Raw genomic sequence first — 17,758 nt, forward strand, 5'->3', positions numbered from 1 at the left:
GCGCAACAACTGCCGACATCTGCCGTCCTCGTCACGCGCCTTGGCCAATATCGTGCGCAGGCGCAGAACCGTGATGTCCAGAATCGCCGAATCATGCTCGGAGCGGAAGCTGTTCAACCCTGCCGCAGGATCTGCACGCCGTATCCGCCGTCATCCGTCGAAATCCAGGGCTCGCGTCATCGCCCGATACCGTTCGGCCAGAACGCGATACGCGACATCGTCACCGCGGGATCGGGCCAGCAGAGCTCGCAGTCGCAACTCGGTGACCGCGACCACCGCCGACCCGGTATCCCCCAGCCAGCTGGTCAGGAACTCGATCGCCCGTTCGGCCTCGTCGAGATCGGCTGCGTCGCCGCCGTCCACCAGCGTCTCGACCAGCGCGCGGACACCGAGCACGCCGAAGAACGGCCGGCCCGCACGGTGCAGATCCGCCACGGCATCTCGGATCACGGGTAGGACGGCGTCCCGCTCCCCCTGCCTGCATCGCTGCGCCGCAGAACAGAAGTCGGCAACCGGAATCAGGAACTCGATGGGCTCCCGCACCCACATCTCGCGAACCCCGGCCATCAGCTCCAGCCCGCGCCGGCGGCCGTCGGCGGATGTGCGTTCGAGCAGCGCAACCGCCAGCGTCCAGGTGGCGATGCTGAGCGCCGGATTGCTCGATCCTTCCGCGGTCTGCACGGCCTCCTCGATCGTCTGCAACGCCGCGTCATCCGCGCGCAGGACGCCGAACGCGATTTCGAGTCCGAACGTCCACCCGACCACCATCGCCAATGTGGTCGGATCGCACTTCTGGGCGATCGCCCACGCCCGCGACAGATCGTCGCGCCACCCGGGTAGACCGCGCCACCACGCGGCGACTCCGTGCCATGCCAGCGCCGCGGCCAGCGGCGAGCCGAACCCCATCCCGGCGCCCACAGTCGGGTCACCCTCGGTCAGCTCGATGACCATTTCCGACCAGTGCAGAATCTCATCGAACTCACCGGCGTCGAACCAGTTGTTGAATGCGATCATGCCCAGCGCGATCACGATGGGGTCGCCGACCGACGCCATCAGCCGCATCTGTTCGGACATCAGCCGCGATCCCTCGGCGGAGCGGCCCGAATACATCAGCTCGGTGGCCAGCCCGGACATTCCGATCGCCAGCGAAACCTGATCTCCCGCTTGGGTACACAACGTTCGAAGCTCGTCGATCCGGACCCGGCTTTCTTCGATGGCTTGCCACCCCGATGCGCAGAGCATCGTGCGGGGAGCGATGCGCGCCGCGAGCACATCGGCGGCGTCGTCTCCCAACTCGTCGGCGATGCGACAGGCGCGCTCCCAACTGACCCGCGCGGCGGACACGTCCCGGTTGCCCGCCGAGGCGCCCGCCCGCATGTGCCAGTCGTAGGCGGCCCGCAGATCGCCCGCGGCATGGAAATGCTCGGCGATCTGGGCGGCGTTGTCCTCCAACGACTCTGGTGCTCGCTGCTGAATGGCGACAGCCAGGCGCCGATGCGACTCGGCGCGATCCGACTTCAGCTGTGATTCATAGGCCACCGCCCGGACCAACGGGTGGCGGAAGGCGTACTCGGCGGACGGCGTGAACCGAACCTGTTCGATCAGCTCCGCGTCGAGCAGTTCCCCGAAATCCGGGTCGGCTCCGAGTGCCGGGAGCAGGTCCTCGCCGAAACGGTTGCCGACCACCGAGGCCGCGGTCAATGTGCGCTTGGCCGAGACGGTCAGCCGGTCGATGCGTGATTCCAGCGCGGCCTGCACCGTCACCGGCACGTCCAGCTCGGTGACGTCGGTGTCGCAGACGTAGCCGCCCGACTCACCGTGCAACGCGCCGCGCTGAATCAGCTCGCGCACCATCTCTTCGGCGAAGAACGGATTTCCCTGCGACCTGTCCACGATGACCGCCGTCACCTCGTCCAACGAGGAATCCGACCCCAGCAGGTCGGTCAGCAATGCCGCGGTATCCGAATCACTCAGCGGCGCAAGGGATATCGACTGGGCACCCGAGACCCGCAAGAACTCCCCCCGATACTCCGGCCGGGCGGTGATCAGCACCATCATCGGCGTCCGCGGCACGACGGACAAGAACTCCGACACCATGGATTCACTGACCACATCGATCCAGTGCGCATCCTCGATGATCACCAACTGGGGTGTCGTGCGCGCCAAGGACGCGGTGTTGATCATGGCGGTCAGCCGCCGCCGGCGAGCGTCCGGATCGATCGCCGGCAACGGCACGTCCGGGTCTGCGATGCCGAGCAAGTCGTCGAGGAGCAACAGGTCCTGCGGGCCGGCGGCGGGAAGCCGGTCCCGAAGCGTGGCCCGGGCCGAGGCATTGTCGAGATCGGTCACCCCGCTGACCGCACGCAGCAGTTGCGTCACGAGGTGGAAAGGCACGTCCCGGGCGTGCGACTCGCAGAACGTCCACACCACGTCGACCCCACGCAGCGTGGCCAGCGCCGCGGCCTCCCGCGCCACCCGCGACTTACCGATGCCCGGCGGCCCCATCACACTCACCACGCCACCGCGACCATCTATCGCGCGGTCCAGCATGGCGTCCAGTGCCGCGAGTTCCCAGCGCCGGCCCACCAGACTCGCCTCGACCCGGTCGGACCTGGCGCCCCGCGCACGTATCGACACCAGCCGAAATCCGCACACCGGCGCATCGAAACCCTTGATCATGACGGGTTCGGTCGCGACCAGGTCCGCCTGATGTTCGACAAGTCGTGCGGTGGTCTCGGAGAGCATCACCTCACCCGGGGGCGCCACCGACTCCATCCGCTGCGCGAAGCCGACGGTCTCACCGGTGGCGGCGTAGCCCAGTGCGCCGGAACCGATCATCCCGGCAATCACCCGGCCGGAATTCAGCCCGACGCGCAACCGGAGGTCGAGCCCGTCGCGGTCCTTCACCACGGCGGCCAGTCGCCGTGCCTCGTCCTGAATGTCGAGCGCGGCCATGCACGCCCGGACCGCGTGATCCTCCAATGAGAGCGGCGCACCGAACAGTGCCATGATCCCGTCGCCGGTGTACTCCACCGACCCGCCGTACCGGCGCGCCACCGCGGCGGACCACTCCACCAGGTCGGTCATGACTTCGCGCAACCGCTCCAGATCCAGCGCCGCGGCAAGGCCCATCGACCGCGCGACATCGGCGAACAGCACGGTCACCTGTTTGTATTCGGCATGATCCGCGGCCGGCGTCAGGCGCTCACCACATGAGCCGCAGAACCGGGCCCCCTGGGATGGCTCGACCCCACACGACCGACAGATTGCGGTTGCCGACGTCACTGCACCCCCCGAATGTCGCAGCATCCCCCGATGGCTGCCCCTCAGGCCAACAGTATGGCGCTCTGCAACGCTCGTCGGTGCGGAACCGCCGAGCCGATCTACATATCCGTCAATAGCGGGTGGCGTCCACTCCGTCGATATGTCGGTACCCCCTGGCACCCTGGAGTCGTGCAATCCCCCGATCCGATGAGCCGGTTCAGCCCGCTGACGCGGCGCTGGTTCACGGGCACGTTCGCCGAGCCGACCGCTGCGCAGGCGCGGGCCTGGTCAGCGATCGCCGACGGGGACAACACCCTGGTCATCGCCCCGACAGGTTCGGGTAAGACACTGGCGGCGTTTCTGTGGGCGATCGACCAGCTGGCCCAGCAGCCGGAGAAACGTGGCACCCGGGTGCTCTACGTCTCCCCCCTCAAGGCGCTGGCCGTCGACGTGGAACGCAACCTGCGCACCCCGCTGACCGGCATCACCCGCATCGCCGAACGCGATGGTGTGCCTGCCCCGCAGATCAGCGTCGGCGTCCGCTCCGGCGACACCCCGCCGGCCCGCCGGCGCGAGCTCATCACCAAGCCGCCCGACATCTTGATCACCACCCCGGAGTCGCTGTTCCTGATGCTGACCTCCGCGGCTCGCGAGACGCTGACCGGAATCGAGACGGTGATCGTCGACGAGGTACACGCGGTGGCCGCCACCAAGCGCGGCGCGCATCTGGCGGTGTCCCTGGAGCGCCTCGATGCACTGCTGGAGAAACCGGCCCAGCGGATCGGGCTGTCCGCGACGGTCAGCCCACCCGAGGAAGTGGCCCGGTTCCTCTCCGGTGCCAGGCCGACGACCATCGTCGCGCCGCCGGCAACGAAGACCTTCGAGCTGACCGTCCAGGTGCCGGTCCCCGACATGGCCAACCTGGAGAACAACACCATCTGGCCCGATGTCGAGGCACGCATCGTCGACCTCATCGAGGCACACAACTCGACCATCGTGTTCGCCAACTCACGCCGCCTCGCCGAGCGGCTCACCGCGCGCATCAACGAGATTCATGCCGAACGCTCCGGGGTCGAACTGGATGGGGCGCCCAACCGCCAGGTGCCCGGCGGACCACCGGCGCACATCATGGGCAGCGGCCAGACCTACGGAGCCGAGCCGCTGCTGGCCCGCGCCCACCACGGCTCGGTGTCCAAGGAGCAGCGCGCGGCGGTCGAGGATGACCTCAAGAGCGGGCGGCTCAAATCCGTGGTGGCGACATCGAGCCTGGAACTCGGAATCGACATGGGCGCGGTGGATTTGGTGATCCAGGTCGAGGCCCCGCCGTCGGTGGCCAGCGGATTGCAGCGCGTCGGGCGGGCCGGGCACCAGGTCGGCGAGATCTCCCGCGGTGTGCTGTTCCCCAAGCACCGGACCGACCTGATCGGCTGCGCCGTCAGCGTGCAACGCATGCTCGCCGGACAGATCGAAACCATGCGGGTGCCCACCAATCCGCTCGACGTGCTGGCCCAGCACACCGTCGCGGCGTGTGCGCTGGAGCCGGTCAGCGCCGACGAGTGGTTCGACGTCGTCCGGCGCAGTGCGCCGTTCGCGACGTTGCCGCGCAGCGCATTCGAGGCCACCCTGGATCTGCTGTCAGGGAAGTATCCGTCGACGGATTTCGCCGAGCTGCGGCCCCGACTGATCTACGACCGCGACAACGGCACCCTGACCGCGCGTCCCGGCGCCCAGCGGCTGGCGGTCACTTCCGGCGGCGCCATCCCCGACCGTGGCATGTTCACCGTGTACCTGGCCACCGATTCCGAAAAGCCCTCGCGGGTCGGTGAACTCGACGAAGAGATGGTGTACGAGTCACGGCCCGGCGACGTGATCTCACTGGGTGCGACCAGTTGGCGGATCACCGAGATCACTCACGACCGCGTGCTCGTCATCCCGGCGCCGGGGCAACCCGCGCGGTTGCCGTTCTGGCGCGGCGATGACGCGGGGCGGCCCGCTGAGCTCGGCCAGGCGATCGGGAAGTTCACCGGTGAGCTGGCCGGGATGGGCCGCGACGATTTCGAAACACGCTGCAATGAACTCGGTTTCGCCGACTACGCCACCGACAACCTCTGGCAGCTGCTCGACGATCAGCGCAACGCCACCACCACGGTACCCAGCGACACCACCCTGCTGGTCGAGCGTTTCCGCGACGAGCTCGGCGACTGGCGGGTGGTGCTGCACTCCCCCTACGGACTGAAGGTGCACGGACCGCTGGCCCTCGCGGTCAGCCGCCGGCTGCTGGAGCGCTACGGCATCGACGAGAAGCCCACTGCCTCCGATGACGGCATCGTGGTGCGGTTGCCCGACACCGAGGATGCCCCGCCCGGTGCCGACCTGTTCGTCTTCGCCCCCGACGAGATCGAGCCGCTGGTCACCACCGAGGTGGGCGGCTCGGCGCTGTTCGCATCGCGGTTCCGGGAGTGCGCTGCGCGGGCCCTGTTGCTGCCCAGACGCCATCCCGGCAAGCGTTCGCCGCTGTGGCACCAGCGACAGCGGGCGGCCCAATTGCTGGATGTGGCGCGCAAATACCCCGACTTCCCGATCGTGCTGGAGGCGGTGCGCGAATGCCTGCAGGACGTCTATGACGTTCCGACGCTGACCGACCTGATGAGCCGGATCGCCCAGCGCCGGGTGCGGTTGGTGGAGGTCGAGACGCCGATGCCGTCACCGTTCGCGGCGTCGTTGATGTTCGGCTATGTCGGCGCGTTCATGTACGAGGGCGACAGCCCGCTGGCCGAGCGCCGCGCGGCCGCACTGTCGCTGGACAGCACCCTGCTGGCCGAGCTGCTGGGACGCGTCGAGCTCCGAGAGCTGCTCGACCCGGATGTCATTGCCGCGACATCACGCCAGCTGCAACATCTTTCCGAGGACCGCAAGGCTCGCGACGCCGAAGGCGTGGCGGACCTGCTGCGCCTGCTCGGCCCGCTGACCGAGGCCGAGATCGCCGAGCGCTGCACCGCCAGCGATGTCGGCGCGTGGCTGGACGGACTGCATGCCGCCAGACGCGCGCTGCCGCTGTCGTACGCCGGGCAGTCCTGGTGGGCCGGCATCGAGGACATCGGCCGCCTGCGCGACGCGGTCGGCGTCGCCGTGCCGGTGGGGTGCCGACGAGTTTCACCGAGGCGGTGGCCGACCCTCTCGGTGAGCTGATGGGTCGCTTCGCCCGCACCCGCGGCCCGTTCACCACCGCGGAGGCCGCAGCCCGGTTCGGCCTCGGATTGCGGGTGGCCGCCGACGTGCTGGGCCGGATGTCGGTGGATGGCAAGCTGGTTCGCGGCGAGTTCGTCGCCGCGCCCGATGCCGACCAGTGGTGCGACGCCGAGGTGCTGCGCATTCTGCGTCGCCGCTCGCTGGCGGCGCTGCGCGCGCAGGTCGAGCCGGTCAGCACGGCGGCGTATGCCCGCTTCCTGCCCGCGTGGCAGCAGGTCGGCAACTCTGCGACGTCCGGAGTGGACGGGCTGGCCAGCGTGATCGACCAGCTCGCCGGGGTGCCGATCCCCGCATCGGCGGTCGAACCGCTGGTGTTCGGCCCGCGGGGGGTGCCGATCCCCGCATCGGCGGTCGAACCGCTGGTGTTCGGCCCGCGGGTGCGCGACTACCAGCCGGCGATGCTCGACGAGCTGCTGGCCTCCGGTGAGGTCACCTGGTCAGGGGCGGGATCGATCTCGGGCAGCGACGGCTGGATCACGTTCCATCACGCGGACACCGCACCGCTGACGCTGGCGACGCCGGCCGAGATCGACTTCACCGACGCCCACCGCGCCATCCTCGAGGTTCTCGGTGAGCCGGGCGAGGCACGCGGCGCGTTCTTCTTCCGGCAGCTGGTCGGCAATTCGGAGGAGACCGCCAAAGCTGCGCTGTGGGACCTGATCTGGGCCGGCTGGGTCACCGGCGACACGTTCGCGCCGGTGCGCGCCATGCTGGCGGGCGGACGCAAGCCCGGTACGCGTCGTCCCGCCGCACCGGCGCACCGGCAGCGGCGCGCGCCGCGGTTGAGCCGCTATTCGGTGGCGCACGCCCAAACCCGCTCGGTGGATACGACGGTCGCCGGGCGGTGGTCGGCCGTGCCGGCTCGCGAACCGGATTCGACTGTGCGCGCACACTTCTCAGCAGAGTTGCTGCTGAACCGCCACGGCGTGCTGACCAAGGGCGCGGCAGCTGCCGAGGGTGTGCCCGGCGGGTTCGCCACGATGTACAAGGTGCTGACCGGTTTCGAGGAGGCCGGGCGATGCCAGCGCGGTTATTTCGTCGAGTCTCTCGGCGGAGCGCAGTTCGCGGTCGCGTCGACGGTCGACCGGCTACGGACCTATCTCGACGGAGTGGATCCGGAGCGACCCGACTACCACGCGGTCGTGCTGGCGGCCGCCGATCCGGCCAACCCGTACGGCGCGGCCCTGCCGTGGCCGGCCCGCCCGGATGCCGACGCCAGCCATCGGCCCGGACGCAAGGCCGGCGCACTCGTCATTCTGGTGGACGGTGCGCTGGTGTGGTTCCTCGAACGCGGTGGACGATCGCTGCTGAACTTCAGCACCGACGACGAAGCACAGCGCGCCGCGGCGGGAACGCTGGCCGAACTGGTCAGCAGTGGACGTATCGGCGGCGTGCTGGTCGAAAAGCTGGACGGTATACCGGTTTTGGAGGCAGGTGCGCACGCCGACCGGAAAGCCACCGCCGACGCGTTGGTGGACGCCGGGTTCTCCCGCACCCCCCGCGGATTGCGGTTGCGCTGAACTGTCGGACGACGAAACGTGATGCTCCTATCTGTGTTAGGAGTCAAGCGGCGTCAATGTGGTGGGTGTTGAGCCAGTGGCGGTAGGTGGTGGCCAGGGTGTCGTGGCGTTGGAGTCCGCGTTCGAGTCGTGAGATGACGGTGGGCCAGACGCCGAGGTGTTGTGCGGCGCTGGTCAGGGTGATGTTTCGGGCTTGTCGGGTGGGTCTGAGGTCGCTGTAGTCATCGATTGGGCAGGGTGCGGTGAGGTGTTTGAACATCTCGCGGGCGATGGCGCGTTTGAGTAGGCGCAGGACGTCTTTTTTGGATCTGCCGGCGGCGAGTTGGCGGGCGGCGTAGGTGCGGGTGTGTTCGTCGTGAGACCAGCGGACCAGCGCGATGCGGTGCAGGGCGTTGTTGGCGGCTCGGTCTCCGCCGCGGGAGAGCCGGTGGCGGGTGGTTTTGCCGGAGGAGGCCGGGATAGGGGCCACCCCGGCGAGGCGGGCGAAGGCGGCCTCGGAGCGCAGTCGGTCGGTGTTGGCGCCGGCGGTGATCAGCAACTGGGCGGCGGTGTCGGGACCTACCCCGAAGGCGGCGCGTAGCGCGGGGTTCAGGGCGCGGGTCATGGTGTCGAGTTGGGTGGTCAGCTCGCCGATTTGGCGCTCGAGGAACTCGATGCGCTGAGCCAGGGCTTTGCAGGCGGTGAGGACCGCGTTAGTGGTCGGGTCGTGGTGGGCGGTGGGCCGGCAGCGCGCTAACGCCTGCACCAGCCGCAAGGTTGTCGGGTAGCGGCGGTAGCGCTCGCGCAGGTCAGCCGGTGCGGTGACGAGCAGGTCTTTGATCTGCTGGATGGCTGCGCTGCGGGCTTTGATGCCGCCACGGCGGGCGATCAGGAGGGCTTTGAGCGCACCGGTGGTGCGGTCTTTGGGAACTGCTAGACCGTGACCGGATAGCACCGCGCGGGCGGCACTGTAGGCATCCAACGGGTCGGACTTGCCGTGACGGCGCCGAGCGCCGCGGTCGGGCCGATTGACTTCGACGACGTGAATATCGTTGTCCTGCAACGCTTGGGTGAACCCGGCGCCGTAGCTGCTGGTGCCCTCCACCCCGGCAATGAACACCTCCCCGAAGCTTCGGGCCCAGGTGATCGCGACGTAGTAGCCGGTCGGGTTGGTCCTGAATTCGGCATCGCCGAGGGGTTGACCGCTATCGGTCAGTGCTGCGAGGTGAATGGTGTCGAGATGGGTATCGACGCCGATGACGACGCGGCGTGGGGATGTCACGATGGTGGGTGTCCTCTCCGTTTTGCGGCGGTGGGTGACAACCCGGCGGGACGGGCAGACAAGACATTGACGAGGGAACTGTCCAGGCTCCTGATTAAGTCATGTCCGCCCCGCCGGGCTCTCGTTTGCGGTGCCTGACCGCACGGCGCTGGTGAGACAAATCAATTGGAAGACAACCCAACAGGGCATCAGTCGGACCACGAGTCATCACCAACGGCGAACGGCCAAGACCATCTCACCCGAACCCGTTTAACAGAATCAATGTCGGGGAGCGAGAGTAGTATCGAACACATGTTCGATGAACGAACTGATGCCGATCTCCTCGAGACGATGCGCCGTGGGCAGCGCAACGAACGAGTCGCGATCGCCGAGCGACTCTTGGCAGCCGGCCGGCTCTGTCAGCACCGGATGCGGTCGGTCGAGGCAGCTGAGCGCGCTCAGTGGTGCGTCGACAACTGGGAGGCAGTAGCAGCCGAAGTGGCCGCCGAACTCGGCATCAGCCAAGGCCGCGCATCGTCGCAGATGAACTACGGCGTGCAGCTCATCGAACGGCTACCGAAGCTGGGCGCGCTATTCGCCTCGGGCGCAATCGAATATCGCATCGTGATCACCGCAGTCTTCCGCACCGGCCTGATCACCGATTTGGAGGTACTCGACGCCGTCGACACTCGGCTTGCGCAGCACGCCGCGGGGTGGAACACCTGCTCTGAGGAGAAACTCAAAGAGCGGATCGACTGGTTCGTCAGAGAACTTGATCCGCATGCCGTGCGCGCCGCACGACAAGCCGACGACGACCGTCATATCGAGACCACTCCCGCGGCAGACGGAATGGCGGAAATCTACGGTCGCGTGCGAGCATCAGACGCGGCAGCCTTTGACCAGCGCCTCAACCAGCTCGCCGCGACCGTGTGCCGTGATGACCCGCGCACCACCCGCCAACGCCGGTCGGATGCCCTGGGCGCGTGGGCAAACGGGAACCCGACGATGCAGTGCGATTGCGAGCGCGGCGACTGCCCCGCGCGTGCAGACAGCACCAGCGAGTCGACGCAGATCGTCATCCACCTGATGGCCGAGGCCACGACAATCACGGGCGACGGGGACGCCCCGGCCTTGTTGCCGGGCTACGGAGCAATTCCGGCCGAGACAGTACGAACGTTGGCGAAGCGCGCGAAGCTCCGCCCCGTCGTCGCAGGCAAGGAGTTGAGCGCCGAACCACGGTATCGACCCTCGACCGCCCTGGCGGAGTACATCCGCTGCCGGGATCTGACCTGCCGATTCCCCGGGTGCGACCGTCCGGCCTCCGTGGCGGACATCGATCACACGGTGCCGTACCCGTTCGGGCCCACGCATCCGTCGAACCTGAAACTACTGTGCCGGCTGCACCATCTGTTGAAGACCTTCTACGCCGGCCCGGGTGGCTGGGCGGACCGTCAGTTACCCGACGGCACGGTGATCTGGACGTCGCCGTCGGGCCGCACCTACACCACGAAACCTGGCGGCGCGCTGTTCTTTCCGCAGCTTTTCACTCCGACCGCGGAGCTGAACCTGCCCCAGGCCCCGCCGCAGAATCTGCCCGGACGCGGTGTGATGATGCCGGCTCGCCGCCGCACCCGGGCCCGAGACCGGGCCGATCGGATCCGCTGGGAACGCGGACTCAACGAGGCGAGAGCCGCCGCCCATCCGCCGCCCTTCTAGGCGGATGCCTCTTGCTATGGCCGCGACCAGAATCATCGGCGGACTGGCGCTTGTCGCCGCCGTTCGCTTTCTCGGCGCGGGGTGCCCCGTGCACCGCCGGTCGAATCAGGTCTAGTCGGCTGGCAGCCTTGGCTCGTCGGGGCGCTGCCCGCACGACGCGTGAACCCGCGCCAGGAGTCGACTCAAAACCCAGGCCGGTCACCGCGCCGACGATGGCAAGGGCCCCCACCGCAACAAGGCCCAACGGCAGCCCCGCGAAGAGGGAGACGCCCGCTCTGAGGAAATCTGCCGTGTCCGGAGTCGAATAGCACACCGGCGATGGGCAGAACGCTGACATCAGGGCGGTACTGACGAGGATGCTGAGCGGCACAGTGACCGGAAATCCGACGTACCAGAATGGGGCCAACGCGACGCCAGCGCCCACCAAAGCCACGCCCACAGCGCCCCACACAAGTACCCGCTCGAGGGTCTGCGCCGGACTAGATGCACTCGCTTGCGGAGATTCGGCGGCAGCGAGTTGCACCGCATGCACCTCGACGCCGGAGACGACCACAGGATGTTTCGGCGGTGATGTGATCAATCCGAGTATGAGGACGACGACGCTCACAGCTGCCACCGCGGCGGAATACGGACGAACAGATCTGTACATGGCACTCCCCCAACAGCATCGAGACCCGATGTACAGGCCACGCTACGAAACCAGTTCGCCACACCCCCGCACAATGTGCACGGAGACGACCAACGTCCTCATATTCAGTTACCCCCGGCCACGAGCGCCCCGGACTCAACGAGGCGAGAGCCGCCGCCCATCCGCCGCCCTTCTAGGCTGGAACCATGCCCGAAGGCGACACCGTCTTCCGCACCGCGGCCAACCTGCGCGAGGCGCTGGTCGGTAAGACGCTGACGCGGTGCGACATCCGCGTGCCGCGCTACGCCACCGTCGATCTCGCCGGCCACACCGTCGACGAGGTGATCAGTCGCGGCAAGCACCTGTTCATCAGGGTGGGCCCGGCCAGCATTCACTCACACCTGAAGATGGACGGCGCATGGCGGGTCGGCCCGAAAGGCAAACCCATCCGCAACGCATACAAGATCCGAATCATTCTGGAAGCGGACGATATTCAGGCGTTGGGCATCGACCTCGGCATCCTGGAGATCCTCGACCGGGAGCACGACGAGGACGCCGTCGCCCACCTGGGCCCCGACCTCCTCGGCGACGACTGGGATCCCAAGGTCGCGGCGGCGAACCTGGCCCAAGACCCCGACCGTCCCATCGCACCGGCGCTGCTGGACCAGCGCAACCTCGCCGGCGTCGGCAACGTGTTCGCCAACGAACTCTGCTTCGTGTTCGGCCGACTCCCCACCTCGCCCGTCAGCAGCCTGCCCGATCCGCTGCGGGTGGTCACCCGCGCGCGAGACATGTTGTGGGCAAATCGAACACGGGTGAATCGCACCACCACCGGCAACCGCAGAGGCGGCCAGGACCTCTGGGTCTACGGCCGGGCCGGTGAACCATGCCGACGCTGCGGCACCCCGATTCGCCGCGCCGACTCCTCCGACGACGACCGCGTCACGTACTGGTGCCCGTCGTGTCAGCGGTGATCGGATGCCCGAGTCCGGCCATCGCCTCGGCGACCGTCTTCTCGATGCTGTTGATCGTGGACTTCTCCATCTGAAGCACCGCGATCTTGGCCGCGCGCGACAAGGTCACCTCGACCGGGACCCGGCCGTTCGGATAGACGACCGCGATCACCACGCCGGTGCCCGCCTCGAGGGCTTCGCCGATTTCATGGCGCAGCCCCGTTCGTAGCTCGTGCTCGGCGACCGCGGCGACCACTCCGGCCGCTGCCCCGCCCACCAGTACCGACAGCCCCAGCGGCGGGATGAACATGCCGACAAGAAGCCCCAGGCCTGCGCCGATCCCCATGGCCACCCGGCCGTGCCGGTTCGCCGCCTCGACGACCTGCGGCTCCCCGTCGGCATCCTTCGTCACCAGCGCAGCCGCCCGTAACTCCATGCCGTGCGCGATCCGCTTTCCGAGTTCCTGGAAGTCGGACTGAGCCCGCTCGAGATCGGTGTATGCAGCCACCAAAACCAGCTGATGATCGTCGTCCATACCTCGAGCGTCACGCGGTTCACAGCCAACCACCAGGGACCGAAGGTCACCACCCGCAGGGCATTGGTCCCTTCAGCGCACGCCCGCCGAGCTCACGAAACACCGCGGCTCGCCGGACAGCGGATCGTCGAACTCCAGCCGCTGCGCCACCAGCTGCAGCGGGGCGGAGAAATCGTCGGCCGCCACCTCGACGATCCGCGGGTAAAGCGGGTCGTTGTCGATCGGCAGACCCAGCGACGCCATGTGCACCCGCAACTGATGCGTGCGCCCGGTCCGCGGGCTCAGCCGATACCAGCCGTCCCCCAGCGCCTCCACCAAAGTCTCCGCGTTCGGCTCACCCGGCTCCTCCGAAGCCTGTAACACGCCGCGCCGCTTGATGATTCGGCTACGCACCACCGCGGGCAACGCCACATCACAGATACCGGACGAGCGCGCCACGTACGTCTTGGACACCAACCCCCGCGCGAACAGCGTCTGATACGCGCCGCGGACCTCACGCCGCGCGGTGAACAGCAACACGCCCGCGGTCAACCGGTCCAGCCGATGCGCCGGACTCAACTCGGGCAGATCGAGCGACCGACGCAGCCGCACCAACGCCGTCTGCGCGACATGCCCGCCGCGGGGCATGGTAGCCAGGAAGTGCGGCTTGTCGACCACCACGATGTCGTCATCGCGGTAGAGCACCGGAATTTCGAACGGCACCACCACCTCGTCGGGCAGCTCCCGGTACAGGTACACGTGCGCGCCGGGCGGCAACACCGACGACGCCGAGATCACCGCACCGTCGGCGTCCACCACTTCACCGTTCAGCACCTTTTCGGCAGCGGCTTCACCGAATCGAGAAGCCAGCTCGACGAGCACCGCTCCGCCACGCAGGCGCACCCGCGCCGGGCCCACCCCGTCGCGATCCGGTAGTGGGGCCGGGCGACGACGCCTCAAGTAAGCGGCACGGGCTCGAGGATCTCGGCCCGGGCCTCCGGCGCCGACGCCCGCAGCGCATCGGCGGACTCGTCGTCGGGCTGAGCCTGCGACAGGACCTCGGCCTCCACCCGCGCCAGATAGGTGTCCACCTCGCGGTCGATGTCGTCCTGACTCCAACCGAGGATCGGCGCGACGACCTCGGCGACCTCGCGGGCACAGTCCACGCCGCGGTGCGGGTACTCGATCGAGATTCGCATCCGCCGGGCCAGGATGTCCTCCAGGTGCAATGCCCCTTCGGCGGCCGCGGCATAGGCGGCCTCCACCTTCAGGTAGACCGGCGCATCGGTGATCGGATCGAGCAACTCCGGCTTGTCGGCGGCCAGCGCCAGCACGTCGCCGATCAGCGAGCCGTACCGGTCCAGCAGGTGGCGCACCCGGTACGGATGCAGGCCGTACCCGGCCCCCACACTTTGAGTCTGGTTGACCAGCGCGAAGTATCCGTCGGCGCCCATCAGCGGCACCTTCTCGGTGATCGACGGGGCCACCCGCGCCGGGATGTACTCGGCGGCGGCGTCGACCGCGTCCTCGGCCATCACCCGATAGGTGGTGTATTTACCGCCGGCGATGGCGACCAGGCCCGGTGACGGCACTGCGACGGCGTGCTCACGAGACAGCTTGGACGTTTCTTCGCTCTCCCCGGCCAGCAACGGCCGCAGCCCGGCGTACACCCCGTCGATGTCGTCGTGCGTGAGCGGCGTGGCCAGCACCGTGTTGACGTGGCCCAGGATGTAGTCGATGTCGGCCTTCGTCGCGGCCGGATGCGCCAGGTCGAGGTTCCAGTCGGTGTCGGTGGTGCCGATGATCCAGTGCGTGCCCCACGGGATCACGAACAGCACCGACTTCTCGGTGCGCAGGATGATCGCCGCCTCGGACACGATCCGATCCCGGGGCACCACGACGTGCACGCCTTTGGATGCCCGCACCCGAAACCGGCCGCGCTCCTTGCTCAGCGCCTGGATCTCGTCGGTCCACACCCCGGTCGCGTTGATCACGACGTGACCGCGGACGTCCTCCACCTCGCCGTCCTCGGAGTCCCGGATCTTCACCCCGATCACCCGGTCGCCCTCCCGCAGCAGCGAGACCACCTGGGTGGAGGTACGCACCACGGCGCCGTAGTGCGCGGCGGTGCGGGCCACCGTCATGGTGTGCCGGGCGTCGTCGACGACGGTGTCGTAGTAGCGGATCCCGCCGATCAGCGAGCTGCGCTTGAGCCCCGGCGCCAGTCGCAACGCACCGGACTTCGTCAAATGCTTTTGCGCCGGAACGGATTTCGAGCCGCCGAGCTGGTCGTAGAGGAAAATACCCGCCGCGATGTACGGCCGCTCCCAGACCCTCTTGGTCAGCGGGAACAGAAACGGCAGCGGCTTGACCAGATGCGGCGCCAGCGTGGTCAGGGACAGTTCACGCTCGTGCAGTGCCTCACGGACCAGGCCGAACTCCAGCTGCTCGAGGTAGCGCAGACCACCGTGGAACATCTTCGAACTGCGGCTCGATGTGCCCGAGGCGAAGTCGCGCGCCTCGACGAGGGCCACCTTGAGCCCGCGGGTCGCGGCATCCAGTGCGCAGCCCGCACCGACCACACCGCCGCCGATGACGACGACGTCGAACTGTTCGCTGCCCAGCCGCTGCCAGGCGCGCGCACGCTCAGTTGGTCCGAGATAGGTCTGACCGGTGCCCGGTCGAAGGATCGGGTCGCTCATGACCTCAGGCTAGTCGAGATCGTCGTGGGCCATCAGGCGGCGCGCAGCCTCGACGATCGAGCCGGACAGCGACGGGTACACCGACAGCGTCTGCGCCAGATCGGTCACGGAGATGCGGTTTTGCACCGCCAGGGCGATCGGCAGGATCAATTCTGAGGCGATCGGCGCGACCACCACACCGCCGATGACCACGCCGGTCGCAGGCCGGCAGAAGATCTTGACGAAGCCCCGCTTGAGCAGCGACATCTTGGCGCGGGCGTTGGTCGTCAGCGGCAGCATGATCGTGCGGGCGGGCACCGAGCCGTCGTCGATGGCGGTTTGCGGCACCCCGACGGCGGCGATCTCGGGCCGGGTGAAGGTGGCCGAGGCCACCGTGCGCAGCCGGATCGGGGATACGCCTTCACCGAGCGCGTGGTACATCGCGATGCGGCCCTGCATCGCGGCGACCGAGGCCAGCGGCAAGAGCCCGGTGCAGTCGCCCGCGGCGTAGATGCCGGCCGCCGAGGTCCGCGACACCCGGTCCACCGGGAGGTAGTTGCCGGGGCCGAGCTCGATGCCGACCCGCTCCAGGCCCAGGCCGGACGTGTTCGGCACCGATCCGACTGTCATCAGGGCGTGGCTGCCCTCGACGACGCGGCCGTCGGCCATCGTCACGGTGACCCCGGTACCGGTGCTGACCACCGAGTCGGCCCTGGCGTTCTTGACCAGCGTCACGCCGCGCTCGGCGAAGGTCTCCTCCAGCACCGCCGCGGCGTCGCTGTCCTCGTGCGGCAGGATCTGGTCGCGGCTGGCGACCACGGTGACGTCGACGCCCAGCTCGGTGTAGGCGTTGCAGAACTCGGCTCCGGTGACGCCGGAGCCGACGATCACCAGATGTTCGGGCAGTTCCGGCAGGTCGTAGAGCTGCCGCCAGGTCAGAATCCGCTTGCCGTCGGGCACCGCGTTCGGCAGCACGCGGGGACTCGCACCGGTGGCGATCAGCACGACATCGGCCTTGAGCACGCCGACCTGGCCGGAGGTGGCGGTGACCTTCACCCGGTGGTGCGCCATGCCGGGGACCGCGTCGATCAGCTCGCCGTGGCCCTGGACGACGTTGACCTTCTCCCGCAGCAGCTGGGTGCCGATGTCCGCGGACTGCGAGCGGGCCAGGGTCTTGACGCGGTTGTTGATGTCGGGCAGCGAGATCTTGGCGTCGTCGATGCCGATCTCGAATCCCAGGCCCGAGGCGCGGCGCAGTTCGGTGCGAACCCCGGTCGAGGCGATGAACGTCTTGGAGGGCACGCAGTCGAAGAGCACGCAGGCCCCGCCGATGCCGTCGGAGTCCACCACGGTGACCTCGGCGACCTCCCGGCCGCGACCCGCGGCGACCAGCGCCGCCTCGTAGCCGGCCGGCCCCCCACCGATGATCACGATCCGCGTCGTCACGGCCACCACCCTAGTTGCCCGACTCCCTGCGCTCTCTGCGACAGCACGCTCTAGGCTTTCCCCGTGCCGCTCTACGCCGCGTATGGATCCAACATGCATCCCGAGCAGATGCTGGAGCGTGCGCCGCACTCCCCGATGGCCGGAACCGGCTGGTTGCACGGCTGGCGGCTGACCTTCGCCGGGGAGGACATCGGCTGGGAAGGCGCGCTGGCGACCCTGGTCGAGGACCCCGACTCCAAGGTGTTCGTGGTCCTCTACGACATGACGCCCGCCGACGAGGCGAACCTGGACCGCTGGGAAGGGTCCGAGCTCGGCTTCCACAAGAAGATCAGATGTCGCATCGAATGCGAATCGACGGACACCACAACCGATCCCGTGCTCGCCTGGCTGTATGTGCTGGACGCCTGGGAGGGCGGGCTACCGTCGGCGCGCTACATCGGTGTGATGGCCGACGCCGCCGAGATCGCCGGCGCACCCGAGGAGTACGTGCACGACCTGCGCACCCGGCCCGCGAGCAACGTCGGCCCGGGGCACGGCAGCGGCTAGG

9 protein-coding genes and 1 pseudogene are annotated in these 17,758 nt (G+C 68.4%); 4 read left to right on the forward strand and 6 right to left on the reverse strand.

Annotated elements, in window-relative coordinates:
* Positions 1-150: 150 nt before the first annotated feature.
* Positions 151-3,309 (reverse strand): ATP-binding protein, encoded by a 3,159-nt coding sequence (locus tag D3H54_RS22135; RefSeq protein WP_149381201.1) that lies wholly within the window; start codon positions 3,307-3,309, stop codon positions 151-153.
* 162 nt (positions 3,310-3,471) lie between these two features.
* Between D3H54_RS22135 and D3H54_RS22140 the strand changes: the two are divergent.
* Positions 3,472-8,033, forward strand: a pseudogene (locus D3H54_RS22140) (ATP-dependent helicase).
* A gap of 43 nt (positions 8,034-8,076) precedes the next feature.
* On the opposite strand, the gene D3H54_RS22145 reads toward D3H54_RS22140, so the two are convergent.
* Positions 8,077-9,294 carry an IS110 family RNA-guided transposase gene (locus D3H54_RS22145; protein WP_149378412.1) on the reverse strand — a complete coding sequence of 406 codons (1,218 nt, stop codon included), beginning with the start codon at positions 9,292-9,294 and terminating at the stop codon, positions 8,077-8,079.
* A 291-nt stretch (positions 9,295-9,585) separates the two neighbouring features.
* Here D3H54_RS22145 and D3H54_RS22150 point away from each other — a divergent pair, with 291 nt between their 5' ends.
* Together D3H54_RS22150 and nei2 are read left to right on the forward strand one after the other, a co-directional pair.
* Positions 9,586-10,989: an HNH endonuclease signature motif containing protein gene (locus D3H54_RS22150; RefSeq protein ID WP_149383678.1), complete on the forward strand. Its 1,404-nt coding sequence runs from the start codon at positions 9,586-9,588 to the stop codon at positions 10,987-10,989.
* A gap of 834 nt (positions 10,990-11,823) precedes the next feature.
* Positions 11,824-12,591 (forward strand): endonuclease VIII Nei2, encoded by a 768-nt coding sequence (gene nei2, locus D3H54_RS22155; RefSeq protein ID WP_149381203.1) that lies wholly within the window; start codon positions 11,824-11,826, stop codon positions 12,589-12,591.
* Here the strand turns inward: nei2 and D3H54_RS22160 are convergent.
* The 4 genes from D3H54_RS22160 to D3H54_RS22175 form a co-directional block, all read right to left on the reverse strand.
* Positions 12,560-13,105, reverse strand: a complete 546-nt coding sequence (locus D3H54_RS22160; protein WP_149381205.1) for a DUF1269 domain-containing protein — start codon at positions 13,103-13,105, stop codon at positions 12,560-12,562. The two genes, nei2 and D3H54_RS22160, sit on opposite strands and share 32 nt — an antisense overlap.
* A gap of 72 nt (positions 13,106-13,177) precedes the next feature.
* Positions 13,178-14,044, reverse strand: a complete 867-nt coding sequence (locus D3H54_RS22165; RefSeq protein WP_149381207.1) for a pseudouridine synthase — start codon at positions 14,042-14,044, stop codon at positions 13,178-13,180.
* Positions 14,041-15,786, reverse strand: a complete 1,746-nt coding sequence (gene glpD / locus D3H54_RS22170; protein ID WP_149381210.1) for a glycerol-3-phosphate dehydrogenase — start codon at positions 15,784-15,786, stop codon at positions 14,041-14,043. Before glpD ends, D3H54_RS22165 begins: the two co-directional genes overlap by 4 nt.
* Before the next feature lie 9 nt (positions 15,787-15,795).
* The gene (locus tag D3H54_RS22175) at positions 15,796-17,211 is read right to left on the reverse strand and encodes an NAD(P)H-quinone dehydrogenase (RefSeq protein WP_149381212.1); all 1,416 of its coding nucleotides are present in this window, start codon (positions 17,209-17,211) and stop codon (positions 15,796-15,798) included.
* A gap of 63 nt (positions 17,212-17,274) precedes the next feature.
* Between D3H54_RS22175 and D3H54_RS22180 the strand changes: the two genes are divergently transcribed.
* Positions 17,275-17,757, forward strand: a complete 483-nt coding sequence (locus D3H54_RS22180) for a gamma-glutamylcyclotransferase family protein (RefSeq protein ID WP_036340427.1) — start codon at positions 17,275-17,277, stop codon at positions 17,755-17,757.
* The last annotated feature ends 1 nt before the right edge of the window (position 17,758 follow it).

This window comes from Mycobacterium sp. ELW1, assembly GCF_008329905.1.
In the GTDB taxonomy this organism is placed as follows: domain Bacteria; phylum Actinomycetota; class Actinomycetes; order Mycobacteriales; family Mycobacteriaceae; genus Mycobacterium.

What these genes read in the sequence shown, in the direction of transcription:
- D3H54_RS22135 (WP_149381201.1), bottom strand. Translation starts at nt 3,309, where the DNA reads ATGCTGCGACATTCGGGGGGTGCAGTGACGTCGGCAACCGCAATCTGT.
- D3H54_RS22150 (WP_149383678.1), top strand. Translation starts at nt 9,586, where the DNA reads ATGTTCGATGAACGAACTGATGCCGATCTCCTCGAGACGATGCGCCGT.
- D3H54_RS22160 (WP_149381205.1), bottom strand. Translation starts at nt 13,105, where the DNA reads ATGGACGACGATCATCAGCTGGTTTTGGTGGCTGCATACACCGATCTC.
- nei2 (WP_149381203.1), top strand. Translation starts at nt 11,824, where the DNA reads ATGCCCGAAGGCGACACCGTCTTCCGCACCGCGGCCAACCTGCGCGAG.
- glpD (WP_149381210.1), bottom strand. Translation starts at nt 15,786, where the DNA reads ATGAGCGACCCGATCCTTCGACCGGGCACCGGTCAGACCTATCTCGGA.